The 15,426-nt window shown below is 74.3% G+C and carries 12 protein-coding genes and 1 riboswitch; of the genes, 5 read left to right on the top strand and 7 right to left on the bottom strand.

Translation table 11 applies throughout. The features are described 5' to 3' along the window. Positions 1 to 5 precede the first annotated feature (5 nt). Entirely contained in the window at positions 6 to 947 is a 942-nt protein-coding gene (locus FHX32_RS11175; protein ID WP_167180797.1) for an ABC transporter substrate-binding protein, read from the bottom strand. Between the two features lie 109 nt (positions 948 to 1,056). Further along, positions 1,057 to 1,149: riboswitch (cobalamin riboswitch) on the bottom strand. Between the two features lie 180 nt (positions 1,150 to 1,329). Then, the gene (locus FHX32_RS11170) at positions 1,330 to 3,210 is read right to left on the bottom strand and encodes a M14 family metallopeptidase (protein ID WP_167180795.1); all 1,881 of its coding nucleotides are present in this window, start codon (positions 3,208 to 3,210) and stop codon (positions 1,330 to 1,332) included. A 213-nt stretch (positions 3,211 to 3,423) separates the two neighbouring features. Between FHX32_RS11170 and FHX32_RS11165 the strand changes: the two genes are divergently transcribed. Beyond that, entirely contained in the window at positions 3,424 to 4,776 is a 1,353-nt protein-coding gene (locus FHX32_RS11165) for a C39 family peptidase (protein ID WP_167180793.1), read from the top strand. Between the two features lie 84 nt (positions 4,777 to 4,860). Here FHX32_RS11165 and FHX32_RS11160 read toward each other — a convergent pair whose 3' ends face one another. Genes FHX32_RS11160 through mqnE form a run of 3 tightly spaced genes read right to left on the bottom strand, consistent with a single transcriptional unit; the run spans position 4,861 to position 6,807 of the window. Beyond that, positions 4,861 to 5,148 (bottom strand): DUF4229 domain-containing protein, encoded by a 288-nt coding sequence (locus FHX32_RS11160; RefSeq protein ID WP_167180791.1) that lies wholly within the window; start codon positions 5,146 to 5,148, stop codon positions 4,861 to 4,863. 43 nt (positions 5,149 to 5,191) lie between these two features. After that, on the bottom strand, positions 5,192 to 5,614 hold the full coding sequence (locus FHX32_RS11155) for a hypothetical protein (RefSeq protein WP_167180789.1): 423 nt from the start codon (positions 5,612 to 5,614) through the stop codon (positions 5,192 to 5,194). 23 nt (positions 5,615 to 5,637) lie between these two features. Further along, on the bottom strand, positions 5,638 to 6,807 hold the full coding sequence (gene mqnE / locus FHX32_RS11150; protein WP_167180787.1) for an aminofutalosine synthase MqnE: 1,170 nt from the start codon (positions 6,805 to 6,807) through the stop codon (positions 5,638 to 5,640). Positions 6,808 to 7,048: 241 nt separating this feature from the next. Here mqnE and FHX32_RS11145 point away from each other — a divergent pair, with 241 nt between their 5' ends. From FHX32_RS11145 to FHX32_RS11130, 4 genes are all read left to right on the top strand, one after another. Then, positions 7,049 to 8,569, top strand: a complete 1,521-nt coding sequence (locus FHX32_RS11145) for a C40 family peptidase (RefSeq protein WP_167180785.1) — start codon at positions 7,049 to 7,051, stop codon at positions 8,567 to 8,569. Between the two features lie 161 nt (positions 8,570 to 8,730). Continuing rightward, on the top strand, positions 8,731 to 10,500 hold the full coding sequence (locus FHX32_RS34990; RefSeq protein ID WP_167180783.1) for a ribonuclease E domain-containing protein: 1,770 nt from the start codon (positions 8,731 to 8,733) through the stop codon (positions 10,498 to 10,500). Between the two features lie 199 nt (positions 10,501 to 10,699). Further along, entirely contained in the window at positions 10,700 to 12,550 is a 1,851-nt protein-coding gene (locus FHX32_RS11135) for a DEAD/DEAH box helicase (RefSeq protein ID WP_486481000.1), read from the top strand. Between the two features lie 96 nt (positions 12,551 to 12,646). After that, positions 12,647 to 13,276: a putative glycolipid-binding domain-containing protein gene (locus FHX32_RS11130; protein WP_486480999.1), complete on the top strand. Its 630-nt coding sequence runs from the start codon at positions 12,647 to 12,649 to the stop codon at positions 13,274 to 13,276. Between the two features lie 144 nt (positions 13,277 to 13,420). Here the strand turns inward: FHX32_RS11130 and cds1 are convergent, their stop codons facing one another. After that, on the bottom strand, positions 13,421 to 14,512 hold the full coding sequence (gene cds1, locus FHX32_RS11125) for an L-cysteine desulfhydrase Cds1 (protein ID WP_167180781.1): 1,092 nt from the start codon (positions 14,510 to 14,512) through the stop codon (positions 13,421 to 13,423). Between the two features lie 22 nt (positions 14,513 to 14,534). After that, positions 14,535 to 15,362 carry an SDR family oxidoreductase gene (locus FHX32_RS11120; RefSeq protein WP_167180779.1) on the bottom strand — a complete coding sequence of 276 codons (828 nt, stop codon included), beginning with the start codon at positions 15,360 to 15,362 and terminating at the stop codon, positions 14,535 to 14,537. Between the last annotated feature and the right edge of the window lie 64 nt (positions 15,363 to 15,426).

The raw sequence follows: 15,426 nt of genomic DNA, 5'->3' as shown, positions 1-15,426 counted from the left end.
GGAGGTCACGCCGACGCCTTGGCGACCGCGTCGACGATGGTCCGGAGCAGGTCCACCACCCGCGGGCCCCAGCGCGAGGCGATGTCGTCGTCCAGCGCGACGACCTGGTTGTTCTTGACCGCGGTGATTCCGGCCCAGCCGGCGCGGGCCTTGACCGTCTCGGGGCTCTGCTGGCAGCACTTGGTGTCGGCGAGGAAGACGAAGTCCGGGTCGGCCTTGACGATCACCTCCTGGGACAGCTGCGGGTAACCGCCGTTCTTGCCGTCCGCGTCGGCCGGGTCGGCGATGTTCTCCAGGCCGGCCATCGCGTAGAGCGAGCCGATGAAGGTCCTGCTGGTCACGGTGTACAGCTCCGGACCGAGCTCGTGGTAGTAGGTCAGCTTCTCGGCGCGCTGCGGCAGGCCGGCGACCAGCTTGGCGATGTCGTCCTTCATCCGCTTGGTGACGTCGGCCGCCTCGCCCGGGTGGCCGGTGAGCGCGCCCAGGTCGGTGAGCTGCCGGTACGAGTCGTCCAGCGTGGTCGCCGCCGGGGTGACGTACACCGGGATCTTCAGCGTGCCGAGCTGCTCGACGATCTTGTTGCGGTCGTCCGAGAGCACCACCAGGTCGGGGCTCTTGCCGGCGATCGCCTCGGCGTTCGGCGAGAAGCCGGACAGCTCGGTCTTCGGCGCGTCCGGCGGATAGTTCGAGTTGTCGTCGACGGCGGTGACCTGTGGGCCGGCGCCGATCGCGAAGAGCATCTCGGTGGCCGCGGCGGAGAGCGACACGATCTTCTCGGGCCGCTTCTCCAGGGTCAGGTCGCCGACCGTTACCGGGAAGGCGGCGGCCGCGGCGCCGCTGCTGCCGCCGGCGGCGGGGGTGTCGGAGGTCTTCTCGGCGCAGGCGCCGAGGGCGAGCGCGGCGACCGCGAGGGTCGCGGCGAACAGCCGGGGGATACGTCTGGACATCTGTCCTCCTGTCGGTCGAGGAGCGTGGTGCTTCGCCGACAGGGACCCCGTGCGCCCGTCCGCGAGGCGCCCTTCCTCGAGAGCGCGGATCGCGACCACCCGCAGGCGACCTGGCTCGTCCACCGCGCGTCGGGCACCGGCCGGGGCCGGTGACGCCGCGCGGGGCATCACAGTTGCGGGACAGCGCCGGTTTCGCACCGGCTTCGCTGCGGGATGGTCGGTAAGACGGTAGCGCACCGTCCCGACGTGCCCTACGGACGATCGCCGCCGGACGGCCGTCGACCCGCGCTGCGGCGGGTCACCGGCGGCCGTCCGGCGGCGATATGTCCTGGATCGGGCTGACCGGTGGGGCCCCGCCGGGGGCGGAACGGGGCCCCACCGGTCAGGAGCTGGTGATGGTGACGTTGTCCACAGCCGCCTCGACCAGGCTCGCGCCGGAGGCGTCCGCGGCCTCGACCAGGATCCGCACCGACTGCCCGACGTACGGGGTGAGGTTCAGGTTCGCCACCGCCCAGGAGCCGTTGCGGTTGGTGGCCGCCCCGGACTGGGTGAACAGGGCCGTGGTGCCGCCGTTGTGCAGCACGCTGACCCGGAAGTAGTCGGCCGACGAGGCGTTCGACCCGTGCGCCAGGTACCAGGCCAGCGAGAGGGTCAGGGTGCCGGTGGACGGCAGGGTCACCGCCGGCGACCGGGCGCTGGTCACTCCGCCGTCGATGTCGTAGGCACCCGCCCCGGTCCCGGCCAGCCGGCCGGTGACCAGGTCGTTGCTGCCGGCGTACGGGGTGAGTTGCTTGGCGCCGCTGGAGGAGGTCGCCTGGGCGGCACCCCGCTCCCAGGCCCCGGTGGTCGCGGTGTCGGTGCCGTTCGGGTTGATGGTCCACCCGGTCGCGGTCTCGAAGGTGTCCGACCAGACCGTGGTGCCGCCGCCACCGCCGCAGTACTGCGCCTGCTTGCCGATCACCCGGTACGGGCAGTCCGCGTACTCGCTGAGCAGCAGCACCGCCTCCCGGTTGCGCGAGGTCTGGGCCGGGATCACCTCGTCCGGCGGGTAGAAGCCGCCCCCGAACGCCGAGCCCGGGTACATCTCGAAGGTGTACGCCCAGATGCCGTGGGCGCCCCACATCCAGTCGATGCTGTCGCCGTCGGTGATGTAGAGGTCGCTGGACTGCTGCGGGGTGTAGCCGTTGGTGTTCGCCATCTGCTGGCCCAGCGTGGCGAAGGTGTTGTACTGGTCGGCGGTCATCCCGGTGGTGGTGTTGCTGTACGTGTAGCCGAACGGCCAGAGCACCAGCTCGGAGTAGGTGTGGAAGTCGATGTTGGCCTTGATCTGCTGCACCCCGCCGATCACCCGGCTGTTGACGAAGTCACGCAGCGCCCGGGTCTCCGGGGCGGAGAACGCCGACGGGCCGCGGTAGGTCTCCGACGAGGTGGAGCCGGACGACCCGCCGCAGCAGCCCCACTGGTAGGACCAGTTGCGGTTCAGGTCGGTGCCCACGTAGGACGAGCCGCTGTTCGGCTGCCGGTTCTTCCGCCAGGAGCGGTAGGAGCCGGTGGCGATGTCGTACTCGCTGCCGTCCGGGTTCACCGTCGGCACGATCCAGATCTCCCGGCTGTTGACGATGCCGGTCACCCGGGAGTCCGAACCGTAGCTGTCGGTGAAGAGGTTCAGCAGGTAGATCGCCATCTCCACGGTGAGGTGCTCGCGGGCGTGCTGCTGCGCGTTGAACAGGATCTCCGGCTCGCTCTCGTCGGTGCCGACGTTGTCGGAGATCTTCACCGCCATCAGGTCCCGGCCCTCGTACGAGCTGCCGATGCTGATCTTCCGGGCGATGGCCGGGTGGTCGGCGACCACCTGGTTCACCACCGCGGTCAGCTCGGCGTAGTCGTGGTAGTTCGAGTCGGCCGGCGGGAAGGCCGCCGTGCCGACGTCCCCCTCGGCGTGGCTGTGGCCGTCGGCGGACGGAGTCGGGACCGCCTCCAGCCGGAAGCCGAGCCGGGTGATGGCGGCCGCCTCGGCCGGGGTGGCCGAGACGTTGAGCACGCCGTGCTCGACGTAGTCGATCGCGGCGCCGGTGCCGGCGACCGCGGTGCGGTCCGCCACGGTACGCGGGCCGAGCACCCGGTAGGCCGTGGCGGCGGATCCGGTGTCGCGGTCCGGCTCCGGCCGGGCGGAGGCCGGTGCGGCGGCGACGGTGAGCAGTCCGAACCCGACGGCGACGGCGAGCGCCAGCCGGCGGCGCGGGGTTGTGGTGCGGAAGGCCATGGACAACCTCCTCGGAGGGCGGGAGATCCCGCTCGGTGGGGGACACTCCACCACCGGTCACATGGTCATATCAATATTCATCGCTGTTTGGTCCATGCCAACCGGATCCTCACACCGGCAAGGATTTTCCATCTCTCGACCTATGGCGAAACTTCCTTGCAGGCGGGACACTGACCGGCAACGATGCCCCACCTCCTTCCCTGTGGAGTAGCGATGCCCAGAAGACGTCTACGCGCGGCCACCCTCGCCGGGGTCACCGCGCTCGCCCTCCTCGGCACGACGGCACCCGTCGGCGCCGCGCCGGTCGCGGCCCCGGCCGGCCGGCCGGTGGTGCACGACGAGCAGATCACCTTCCACGAGTGGTCGCGGTATCCCGACTGGCGTCGGGGCACCCACGCCGGCACCCGGGCCGTGCCCGGCGCCCACCCGGGCCTCACTATGGCCCGGCCGGCCGGCACCACCGACTACACCGACCCGCACACCGGCACCACCCGGAGCTGGGAGTACGCCACCTGGACCTCGCCGCTGACCCAGGTCGGGTTCGACGCCACCGAGCTGATCGCCTCGTGGAACGCGGACACCCCGGCCGGCACCTGGATCCAGGTCGAGCTGCAGGGCACGTACAACACCGGCGGCCAGACCCCGTGGTACGTGATGGGCCGGTGGGCCGAGGGCGACGCCGACATCAAGCGCACCAGCGTCAACCGGCAGGGCGACCCCTGGTCGACCATCTGGACCGACACCTTCAGCATCGACGACGCCGAGGCCGGGGTGCTGCTGCGGGCGTACCAGCTGCGGGTCACCCTCTACCGGGCGCCCGGCCAGCACGCCGCGCCGATGGTGCGCACGCTGGGCGCGATGAGCTCCACCGTGCCGGACCGGTTCACCGTCGAACCCAGCGCCGGCGGGATCGCCTGGGGCATCGAGCTGCCGGTGCCGCGCTACTCGCAGAACGTCCACACCGGCCACTACCCGGAGTACGACGGCGGCGGCCAGGCCTGGTGCTCCCCCACCTCCACCACGATGGTGATCGAGTACTGGGGCCGGAAGGCGTCCGAGGAGGACACCGCCTGGGTCGACCCGACCTACCCGGATCCGACGGTCAACCACGCCGCCCGGATGGTCTACGACTACGCCTACGACGGCGCCGGCAACTGGCCGTTCAACACCGCGTACGCGGCCAGCTTCCCCGGCCTGGAGGGGCGGGTCACCCGGCTGCACTCGCTGGACGAGCTGGAGCGCTTCATCGCCGCCGGTATCCCGGTGGTGACCAGCCAGTCCTTCCTCGCCAGCGAGCTGGACGGGGCGAACTACGGCACCTCGGGTCACCTCTTCGTGGTGGTCGGCTTCACCGCCGACGGCGACGTGATCGTCAACGACCCCGCGTCGTCCAGCAACGACGTGGTCCGCAACGTGTACTCCCGGAAGCAGTTCGAGCAGATCTGGCTGCGCACCAAGCGGATCAACGCCAGCGGCGGGGTGTCCGGCGGATCCGGCGGCGTGGTCTACCTGATCAAGCCGGAACGTCTCCCCTGGCCCACGGTCGCCGGGTCCACCAACTGGTGACCTGACTCGACCCCGGCGGGCTTCCGCCCGTCGATCAGGAGGTTCGCGTCGTCCCGGTCCGTCCGGGCGGCGCGAACCTCCCGGTCACTTCGAGTCGGGGCGGTCGCCGGAGTCGTCGGACCCGGGCTGGTCCTCGCCGGCGAGGGCCGAGCGGAGGCGTTCCTTCTCGGCGCGGCGGCGCTCGGCGGCGGCGGCCATCTCCTCGGCCATCTCGTCACGCCAGCCGCGCAGCAGGAAGAAGGAGGCCGCGGCGGAGAAGGCGAGCGCCAGCATCAGCTTCAGGAAGACGTTCATGTCGACCGGCCAGAGCGCCGCCAGCACGAGCACGAACAGGCCGATCCGGCCCAGCGTGTACTTGACCGCCGCACTCACTGTCCCACTCCATTCATCGTCACCGGGATCACCGGCGGAAGCCTCAGCCCGTCCGGCGGGCCAGCCAGCGCACGCCCGGGAACCACACCACCGCGTAGCCGAGGGTGAACGCCGTCGCGGCCAGCGCGCCCGACGCCAGCGGCGGCAGGCCGGCGACCAGGCCGGCCACCACCAGCCCGGCGACCACCCCGACCGCTGCGGCCAGCAGCGCCGCCACCACCCGGGCCCCGCCGAACTCCCAGGCCCGGAAATCGTCCCAGAACAGCCAGGCCGGCAGGATCACCGCCAGCCAGCCGTTGGCCCGGCCGAAGTCGCCGCTGCCCACCAGGGCGAACGTCCAGTCGAAGAGCACCAGCGCCAGCACGCCGATGACCAGGCCGGCCAGGCTCACCCCGAGCAGGTCACCCAGGGTACGGATGCGGCCCTCGGCGTCGCGCCGGGGGAAGCCGCTCTGCTGCTCGGTCATCGCCTACGAGGGTACGTGCCGGCTCAGGCCCAGACCCGCTGCGGTTCGGCGCGGCGCTGCGCCAGCGACGGCGCGGCGTCGTACTCGCGGACCACCTCGTAGCGGGTGTTCCGCTCCACCGGCCGGAACCCGGCGTCCCAGATCAGGTGCAGCAGGTCATCCCGGTGCATGGTGTTCGGGGTGCCGTACGAGTCCGCGTCGTGGGTGATCTTGTATTCGACCACCGAGCCGTCCAGGTCGTCCGCGCCGAAGTTGAGCGAGAGCTGGGCGACCGACAGCCCGTGCATCACCCAGAAGCACTTCACGTGCGGGACGTTGTCGAACAGCAGCCGGGAGACCGCGAAGGTCTTCAGCGACTCGGCCGGCGAGGCCATCGTGGTCCGGTCCTGGATCCGGTTGCGGATCTTGCCGTCCGCCGAATCGACGAAGTCGTGCTGGTAGCGCAGCGGGATGAAGACCACGAAGCCGCCGGTGGAGTCCTGGAGCTCCCGCAGCCGCAGCACGTGGTCGACCCGGTGCCGGGGCTCCTCGATGTGCCCGTAGAGCATGGTCGACGGGGTCTTCATGCCCTTGGAGTGGGCCAGCCGGTGGATCCGCGACCAGTCCTCCCAGTGGCAGGCGTGGTCGACGATGTGCTGCCGGACCTCCCAGTCGAAGATCTCCGCGCCGCCGCCGGTCAGCGACTCCAGGCCGGCGTCCATCAGCTCGTCGAGGATCTCGTCCGCGCTCAGCCCGCTGATCTTCTCGAACCACTGCACCTCGGTCGCCGTGAACGCCTTCAGCTTGACGTCGGGCAGCGCGGCCTTCAGCTCGCGCAGCACCTTGGGGTAGTAGCGCCAGGGCAGCGTCGGGTGCAGGCCGTTGACGATGTGCAGCTCGGTGAGCTGCTCGTCCTCCATCTCCTTGGCCTTGCGGACCGCCTCGTCGATGCGCATCGTGTACGCGTCCTTCTCGCCCGGCTTGCGCTGGAACGAGCAGTACGCGCAGGAGGCGGAGCAGACGTTGGTCAGGTTCAGGTGCCGGTTGACGTTGAACATCACCCGGTCGCCGTTCAGCTCGGTACGCCGGTGGTGCGCCAGCCGCCCCAGCCAGGTCAGGTCGTCGCAGTCGTAGAGGGCGATGCCGTCCTCCCGGGTCAGCCGCTCCCCGGCGTACACCTTCGCTTCGAGCTCACGCTTGAGTCCGGCGTCCATCGACAGCCACGTCCCCTTCCACCTACGGTCCGGGACCGAGCCTACGTCGCCCGCGCCGGGCACCGCCGGCACGGTCGGCGCCGGGTGCCGCCGCTCACCGAACTCTCAGCCGGCCGTTACCTGGCCACGCATCGACATCGCTGTCTCCGTGCGGTAAGACAGATTGGGACGCGACACACACTGGTAGCGTCCGCACGGCCGCGCCCACCGAGCGCGGGGACAGCACCGGACGGGGAGCGGAATGGTCGACAGCGGGCGCGGGCGGCGACACGGACGACGGCGGCGCCCGGTGATCTCACCGGTGCTCCGGCCGGCGCTCTGGTCGGCCCTGCTCGGTGCCGTCGCCGCCGCGGTCCTGGCCAGCCCGTCCTACGCGGAGCCGGGGCTGCCCACCACCGTCCCGGACAGCGGCGCCCGCCCGACGTACACCGGCGCGCTGCGGCTGCCCGGCGGCGCGCCCGTTCCCGGCCTGCCCGGCGCTCCCGGCGCGCCGGTGTCCAACCTGGGCACCGGTCCGCTCGCCAGCCAGATCTACGCCGCCGAGGCGCGGATCGGCCAGCTCGGCGACCAGTTGCTGCTGCTGCGGCAGAAGCGCACCGAGGCGGACACCCAGCTGGCCACGGCCAAGCGGGATCTCGACCTCGCCCGGGACGCGCTCGCCCGGGCCCAGCAGGGCGCGGACGCCGCCGCGGCCGACGCGTTCAAGGCCGCCGCGGCCCTGCCGCCCGGCGGATTCGCCGGCGACCTGCACGACCTGAACCGGCTTTCCCGGATCACCCGGGGCGAGAAGGCCGAGGGCGGCACCACCGCCGCAGCCGGCGAGCTGTCCCGGGCGCGCACCGGCGAGCAGGTCGCCTACCAGGCCTGGCTGGCCGCCGACTCCCGGGCCCGCGGCGCCCAGCAGGAGTTCACCACCACCGAGCAGGCCCTCCGCGCCGAAGAGGCCAAGCTGCTCAAGCTGCGCAAGGACAACGCCGCGCAGCTGATCGAGCTGGAGCGGCAGCAGGAAGCGGCCGAGCAGCGGCTCGGCGCGGGCTACCTCGCCAACGAGACGGTCGACGGGCTGGCCGCGCACCCGATGGCGCTGGCCGCGGTGGCGTACGCCAAGGCGCAGCTCGGCGACCCCTACCTCTGGGCGGCCGAGGGGCCGGACCGGTTCGACTGCTCCGGGCTGATGTGGGCCGCGTACCGCTCGGCGGGCTACCGGGCCCTGCCGCGGGTCTCCCGCGACCAGTACTACGCGACCCGCTCCCGCACCGTGGCCCGTACCGCACTGCTCCCCGGCGACCTGCTCTTCTTCGCCTCCGGCAGCAGTTGGACGAGCATCCACCACGTGGGCATGTACATCGGTGGCGGCAAGATGGTGCACGCCCCGACCACCGGCGACGTCGTCAAGATCTCTACGGTCCGCTGGTCCCGCCTGTACGCGGCCACCCGGGTGATCGGTGCGGTGCCCGCGCCGACCACCTCCCCGAGCCCGACCCCGAGCAAGCCGGCCACCCCGGAGCCGCAGCCGACCCAGTCGAAGCCCCCGAAGATCGCCGAGCCGACGCTTCCGCCGCGACCGACGACCAACCCGTCGCCCACCGGCAGCACCTCGCCGAGCGCCACCGGCTCGCCGACGGAGTCCACCCCCGCCGACGACACCACCACCTCGGCTCCGGCCAGCGCCTCGTCCAGCGGTGATGCGGAGCCCAGCGGCGCGGCGGAGCCCAGCGGCAGCACGACGAGCGGTTCGGCGAGCCCGAGCGCGGGTAACTGAGCCAACGCTCCGCCGGCGACCCGGCGGACGACTCGGGCGCGTACCGGCCCGGAACGGGCTCCGGCTGTGCGGTCGGGGCGGAATGTGGCACGGTGACACTCAGGCACGCCCGGACCCCTCGCCACGGATCCGGGCGCGAGCGTGGCGCGGAGGGCGGGCACATGGCCGATCAGCAGGTTCCGGCGGAGCCGGTCGACGACGCCCCGGCCGACCGGGCCGAGGTGACGGCGCGGAAGCCGGCCGGGCCGTCCGGCACCGACAAGTCCGCCGCCGTCCAGGCCGCCGAGCCCGATCCGGCCACCGTCGACGGCGGGGTACCCGCCCAGCGTGAGGCCGACGAGCAATCGGCCAGCGCCGAGCAGGCCGCCGGCGGCGGCGCTCCGGCTACCGCTGACCAGGCCGACCCCGCCGACGCCGCGGACTCCGAGCCGGCCGCGGCTGACCGCGCCGAACCGACCAGCGCCGAAGACGTCGAGCCGACCGCTGAGGAGGATGCGCCAGCCACCGCCGCTGACGCCGAGCCGGAGGCCGTCGACGGCGGTGCCGTGCGGGCGAGCGCGCGGGTGAGCGTCGCGGGTGCCGTGGCACCGCCGGAGGGCGGCGCAGCGGCCGACGGCGTGAGGGCCGCCGGCACCTACCGGGCCACCGCGTCGGTCACCCCGGCCGCGTCCGCCGTCCCGGGCCAGCGCGCCGGTGCCCCGGCCCGGGCCAGCGCGGCCGTCCCCGGGGCCAGCCGGATCGCGGCCGGCGAGGCGGGACTGGCGGCCGGTGCTCGCGCCGGCACGGCGAAGGTCTACCAGGCCGCGCCGGTCAACCCGGAACCGCCGGAACCCGCCCAGCCGCCGGAGCCGGCCCAGCCGCCGAAGCCACCCACCCCCGAGCCGGAACCGGCGCCCGCACCCGTGCCGCCGGTGCCCGGGCCGACCCCGCCTTCACCGGCCCCGCCCGTGCCGCACCCGACGCCGCCGACCCCCGGGCCCTACCCGCCCGGCCCGGTGCCGCCGAAGCCGGGACCGACCCCGCCCGGTCCCCTGCCACCGCCCGGCCCGCCGGCGCCACCGCCCGGCCCGCCGGCGCCACCGCCCGGCCCGCCGGTGCCGCCGCCCCCGCCGCCACCCGGTCCGATGCCGGCCCCGCCGTTCCCGCCACCACCGGCCACCGCCGCCGCACCGGGGCAGTCGCCGGTCTTCACCGCGCGGGCGAGCGCACCGGTCGCCGGGCCGGCCCCGCGCGGTGCCGCCCGCGTCCCGGCGGCACCCGGCTCCGTGGCACCGGCCGCCACCGGGCCCACCTCCGCGCCACCGGTACCGGTGCCGAACCCGCCCGTACCGCCGGCCGCCGCGCCGGTCACCTCCGCGCCGCCCTACGGCCCGCCCGCCACGCCGCCGTCGGTGTCCGCTCCGCCGGCCCTCGGCTCACCGGCCTCGCCGTCGGTCTCCGGGCCGCCCGCCGCGGCACCGGTGCCGCCCGTGGTGCCCGCGCCGGCGCTGCCGGCCTGGCCGCCGCCGACCGCCCCCGCCGATCGCCGGGGCGACCGGGCCGGCGGGCCGGAGCCGGCGGCGCCCGCCGGCGCCGGCACCAGCGCCTGGTCAGCCACCAGCCCGGTCAGCGCCCCGGCCACCGGGCAGCCCGGCCGGTACGACGGCGGGCCGGACCTGGCCAGCACGGTCTACGGCGCCGGCACCGACGGGCCGGGATTCACCACGGTCTCCTTCCCCGCCGGCAGCCCGCTGGAGAACTCCGGCTCGCTGACCGGACACATCCTGGCCCAGGGCTGGGCCGACTCGCCGGCCGCCGAACGGTCCAGCACCACCCGGGTGGTGATCGTCCTGGCGGCCTCGCTGGGTCTGCTCGTGGCGATCAGCGTGCTGGTCGTGCTGCTCGCCAACGACACCATGGACGGGCTGGTGGGCGGCATCCTGACCAACTGATCCGCGCTGCCGGGGCGATGGTGAGCCCGCCCACTACGGCTCCGCGTCACCCTGGCGGGCCGGTTGCTCCGCCGTACACTGGTGGAGATCATTGACCCGGCGCGCGTCCTGCGCGCCCATGGGCGATCTTGCGAGCGATTCGACGGCGGTGAGCCGCGACCGGCCATCGCGAAGATGCGCCCCGCTCGAAAGGCATTTCTTGACCACCTTTGCTGATCCCAGCACGTTTCCGTCCGCCTTCGACGCCTCCACCGGAGACCCCGCCGAGCAGGCCGTCGCGGTGACCGCCGCCGAGCCGGCCGACACCCCGCCGGCCCCCGACTTCGCCGCGCTGGGGCTGCCCCAGCCGCTGGTCCGCGCGCTCGCCCGGCAGGGCATCACCACCCCGTTCGAGATCCAGCGCGCCACCGTGCCGGACGCGCTCGCCGGCCGGGACGTCCTCGGCCGGGGCCAGACCGGCTCCGGCAAGACCCTCGCCTTCGGCCTGCCGGTGCTCGCCCGGGTCGCCGCCGGAGAGCGGGCCCGGCCGCTGCACCCGCGGGCCCTGGTCCTGGTGCCGACCCGGGAACTGGCCATGCAGGTCAACGACGCGCTGCTGCCGCTCGGCAAGGCGGTCGGGGTGTTCCTCAAGACCGCCGTCGGCGGCGTGCCGTACGACCGGCAGATCGATGCCCTGCGGCGCGGCGTGGAGATCGTCGTGGCCACCCCCGGGCGACTCGGCGACCTGATCGAGCGGGGCGTCTGCCACCTCGACGACGTCGAGGTCACCGTGCTCGACGAGGCCGACCAGATGGCCGACATGGGCTTCCTTCCGGAGGTCACCGAGCTGCTGGCCAAGACCCCGGCCGGCGCTCAGCGGCTGCTCTTCTCGGCCACTCTGGACGGTGATGTCGACGCGCTGGTCAAGCGGTTCATGACCGACCCGGTCACGCACTCCACCGCACCGCCGACCGCCGCCGTCTCCACCATGGACCACCACCTGCTGCTGATCCCGCCGCACGACAAGTTCCCGGTGGCGGCGTCGATCGCGGCCCGGGAGGGCCGGACCATGGTCTTCGCCCGGACCCAGCTCGGCGTGGACCGGCTGGTCGAGCAGTTGGCCGCGGTGGGCGTACGGGCCGGCGGGCTGCACGGCGGCAAGACCCAGCGGATGCGCACCCGCACCCTGGCCGAGTTCCGCGAGGGCCGGATGAACGTCCTGGTCGCCACGGACGTGGCGGCCCGGGGCATCCACGTGGACGGGGTGTCGCTGGTGCTGCACGTCGACCCGCCGAAGGACCCGAAGGACTACCTGCACCGGGCCGGGCGCACCGCGCGGGCCGGCGAGTCGGGCGCGGTGGCCACCCTGGTCCTGCCCAAGCAGCGCCGGACGACCCTCGCCATGCTGGAGAAGGCCGGCGTGGAGCCGGCGCAGACCCGGGTGCGGGCCGGCGACCCGGCGCTCGCCGAGCTGACCGGCGCCCGCGAGCCGAGCGGCGTACCGGTGCGCAACGAGCCCGAGCAGCCGCGCCGGCACGGCGACCGCCCCGGCGGCCCGCGCCGCTTCGGCGACCGCGACGGCCGGCCGGAGCGCGGCTTCGGCGAGCGCCGCTACGGCGACCGGCCGCAGGGCGAGCGGGCCGAGCGGCGCTTCCCGGACCGGCCGGCCGACGGCCGTAGCTACGGCGAGCGCGACGGCCGGCGCCATGGCGCCCGACCGGCTGACAGCCGCGGTTACGGCACCCGTGGCTTCGACGACCGGGGCGAGCGCCGCTACGGCGACCGCCCCACCGACGGCCACGGCGAGCGGAGCGAGCGCCGCTTCGGGAACCGGCCGAGCGACGGCCGCGGCTACGACGACCGGGGCGAGCGCCGGTTCGCCGACCGCCCGCACGGCGAGCGCCGCTACGGCGACCGCCCGACCGACGGCCGGGGGCACGGTGAGCGGCCGCAGGGTGAGCGGCGCTTCGGCGACCGGGGCGGCTTCCGGCCGGAGGGCCGGGGTCGGGACGACCGGCCGCGCGACGACCGGCGCGGCCAGGGCGGTCGGCCGCCGGCGCGTACCCACTGACCCGTACGAACGGGAACGCCGCCGTGAAGCTCCGACCTCGCGGCGGCGTTTCCGCATGCCCTGCCGACGTGGGTCGGGTCGCGTAACGTCCGGCTCATGCCGACCATGCCGAAGTCGCTCTTCTGGACCCGGACGGACACCGCCGGCGCCGAGCACGCCCGGTTCGACGACACCCGGGGGCTGACCGCGCGGGGCACCCAACTGGCCGTCGACCCGCTCCCCTACACCTGCCGCTACCAGCTGACCACCGACGAGGGGTGGGCGAGCACCCGGCTGGAGATCGAGGTCGAGGGGGCCGGCTGGCTGCGCAGCGTACGGCTGGAGCGGGCGGCCGACCGGTGGCGGGTGACCACCGCCGAGCAGGGTGACCTGGACGGCGCGTTGACCGCCGCCGGCCACCCGCCGGCCGGTCTGCCCGGCACCGACGATCCGGACCGGCTGGCCGACGCGCTCGACATCGACCTCGGCGGTTCGGCGCTCTTCAACGTCCTGCCGGTACGCCGGCTCGGGCTGACCGCCGCGCCGCCGGACACGGCGCGGCGGATCACCGTCGCCTGGGTGCTGGTGCCGAGTCTGCAGGTGGTCCCGGCCGAGCAGGTCTACACCGCGCTCGGCCCGGGCCGGGTCCGCTTCGCCAGCGACACCTTCACCGCCGACCTGGAGCTGGACGCCGACGGCTACGTGCTGCGCTACCCCGGCCTGGCCCAGCGCCCCACCGAACCCTGACCACCCGCCCGCGCCGCCCACGACCCCGCTCGTTCACCGACCCGCTCGTTCACTGAAAGAGTGGCCATTTTCCGCGGAATGGCCACTCTTTCTCTGTTCGTGCGGCCCCCCCCCGGCGGCGGGGCGGCGCCGAGGGCGGGTGGGTCAGGCGGGCCAGGCGCCGGTGGTCAGGAAGCGCTCGACGGTGGCCAGGTGGGGGTCCAGGTCGAGGCCCTGGGCGGCCACCCAGGAGTCGGCGTAGTAGGTGTCCGCGTACCGGTCACCGGCGTCGCAGATCAGGGTGACCACCGAGCCCCGCCGGCCGTCGGCGAGCATTCCGGCGATCAGCCCGAACGCGCCCCAGAGGTTGGTGCCGGTCGAGCCGCCCACCCGCCGGCCGAGCACCGCCGAGGCGGCCCGCATGGCGGCCAGCGACGCGGCGTCCGGCACCTGGACCATCCGGTCCACCACCGAGGGCAGGAAGGACGGCTCCACGCTCGGCCGGCCGATCCCCTCGATCCGGGAACCCCGGCCGGTGCGGATCGACCAGTCGGCCGCCTGCCAGGCGGCGTAGAACGCGGAGTTCTCCGGGTCGACCACGCAGAGCTTGGTGGGCAGCCGGCGGTACCGGGCGTACCGGCCGATGGTGGCGCTGGTGCCGCCGGTGCCCGCGCCCACCACGATCCAGGCCGGCACCGGGTGGCGCTCCAGGGCGAGTTGCGCGTAGATCGACTCGGCGATGTTGTTGTTGCCCCGCCAGTCGGTGGCCCGCTCGGCGTAGGTGAACTGGTCCATGAAGTGCCCGCCGGTGTCCTCGGCCAGCCAGCGGGCCTCCACGACCACCCGCGCCGGGTCGTCGACGAGGTGGCAGCGGCCGCCCTGGAACTCGATCTGGGCGATCTTCTCCGGCGAGGTGGAGGCCGGCATCACCGCGATGAACGGCAGCCCGAGCATCCGGGCGAAGTACGCCTCACTGACCGCCGTCGAGCCGGACGAGGCCTCCACGATGGTGGTCTCCGGGCCGATCCAGCCGTTGCAGAGCCCGTACAGGAAGAGCGACCGGGCCAGCCGGTGCTTCAGCGAGCCGGTGGGATGCACCGACTCGTCCTTCAGGTAGAGGTCGATGCCCCACTCCCTGGGCAGCGGGAAGGGCAGCAGGTGGGTGTCGGCGGACCGGTTGGCGTCGGCCTCCACGGTGGCGATCGCCTCGGTCACCCACGCCCGGCTGGCCTCGTCGCACCGGTCGAGATGAGTCACGCCGGAAACCTAACAAGGCCGGTCAGGTCCGCTCCGCGCCGCCCCGGCGGCGCTGCCGGCGCTGGCCGGCCCGGCCGACCGCCCCGATCACCGGGGTCAGCCCGACGGCGAGCCGGGGCAGCGTGTCCAGCAGCCGCACCTGCGCGCCGCGCCAACGCGGCAGGCTGACCACCGGCCGGGGTCGCCGGGCCAGCCGGACCGCCCGCGCCGCCACCCGCTCCGGGGTGAGCAGGGTGCCGGTGAAGGAGACCGCCGCGCCGGGGTCGTCCAGCCGGTCGTGCAGCATCGGCGTCCAGATCCCGTCCGGGCACAGGCACGACACGTGTACGCCCCGATGCCCGGCCGCCCGCAGGTCGGCCAGGGTGCCCAGGCTGAACGCGAGCAGGGCGTGCTTGCTGGCCGCGTAGACGGTCTCGCCGGGGGCGGCGATCAGCCCGGCCAGCGAGACGACGTTGAGCACGTGACCGTGGCCCTGGGCACGCATCACCGCCAGCGCGGCCAGCGTGCCGTTCATCGCGCCGAGGGTGTTCACCTCGACGACCCGCCGCCGGGTCGCCGCGTCGTGCGCCCAGGACGGCCCGGTGACCAGGATCCCGGCGTTGTTCACCCAGAGCCCGAGGCCGCCCCGGTTGGCCGCCTCGGCGGCCACCGCCGCGCAGGCTCCCTCGTCGCGTACGTCGAGCGGGCGGGACCAGCCGCCGAGCGGGGCTGCGGCCGCGGCGACCGCGGCGGCGTCGAGGTCGGTGAGGAGCACCGGCCAGCCATCGGCGTGCAGCGCGGCGGCGAGCGCCCGGCCGAGGCCGCCCGCGGCACCGGTCACCACGGCGGCTCCGGGCGCGGGCTTGGTCATCGGCGCACGCTACCGCCGCCGCCCCGGACGGCGCCAGCGGCCGAGCGGACCGTCCGGGGCCCGC

It is taken from the genome of Micromonospora sp. CNZ280 (assembly GCF_011759515.1).
The sequence above is the reverse complement of the archived record's forward strand: the minus strand, read 5'-3'. Positions and strand labels throughout refer to the sequence as shown.

What these genes read in the sequence shown, in the direction of transcription:
- mqnE (WP_167180787.1), bottom strand. Translation starts at nt 6,807, where the DNA reads ATGGACGCCGGACTCAAGCGTGAGCTCGAAGCGAAGGTGTACGCCGGG.
- FHX32_RS11155 (WP_167180789.1), bottom strand. Translation starts at nt 5,614, where the DNA reads ATGACCGAGCAGCAGAGCGGCTTCCCCCGGCGCGACGCCGAGGGCCGC.
- FHX32_RS34990 (WP_167180783.1), top strand. Translation starts at nt 8,731, where the DNA reads ATGGCCGATCAGCAGGTTCCGGCGGAGCCGGTCGACGACGCCCCGGCC.
- FHX32_RS11130 (WP_486480999.1), top strand. Translation starts at nt 12,647, where the DNA reads ATGCCGACCATGCCGAAGTCGCTCTTCTGGACCCGGACGGACACCGCC.
- FHX32_RS11120 (WP_167180779.1), bottom strand. Translation starts at nt 15,362, where the DNA reads ATGACCAAGCCCGCGCCCGGAGCCGCCGTGGTGACCGGTGCCGCGGGC.
- FHX32_RS11165 (WP_167180793.1), top strand. Translation starts at nt 3,424, where the DNA reads ATGCCCAGAAGACGTCTACGCGCGGCCACCCTCGCCGGGGTCACCGCG.
- FHX32_RS11145 (WP_167180785.1), top strand. Translation starts at nt 7,049, where the DNA reads ATGGTCGACAGCGGGCGCGGGCGGCGACACGGACGACGGCGGCGCCCG.
- FHX32_RS11175 (WP_167180797.1), bottom strand. Translation starts at nt 947, where the DNA reads ATGTCCAGACGTATCCCCCGGCTGTTCGCCGCGACCCTCGCGGTCGCC.
- FHX32_RS11170 (WP_167180795.1), bottom strand. Translation starts at nt 3,210, where the DNA reads ATGGCCTTCCGCACCACAACCCCGCGCCGCCGGCTGGCGCTCGCCGTC.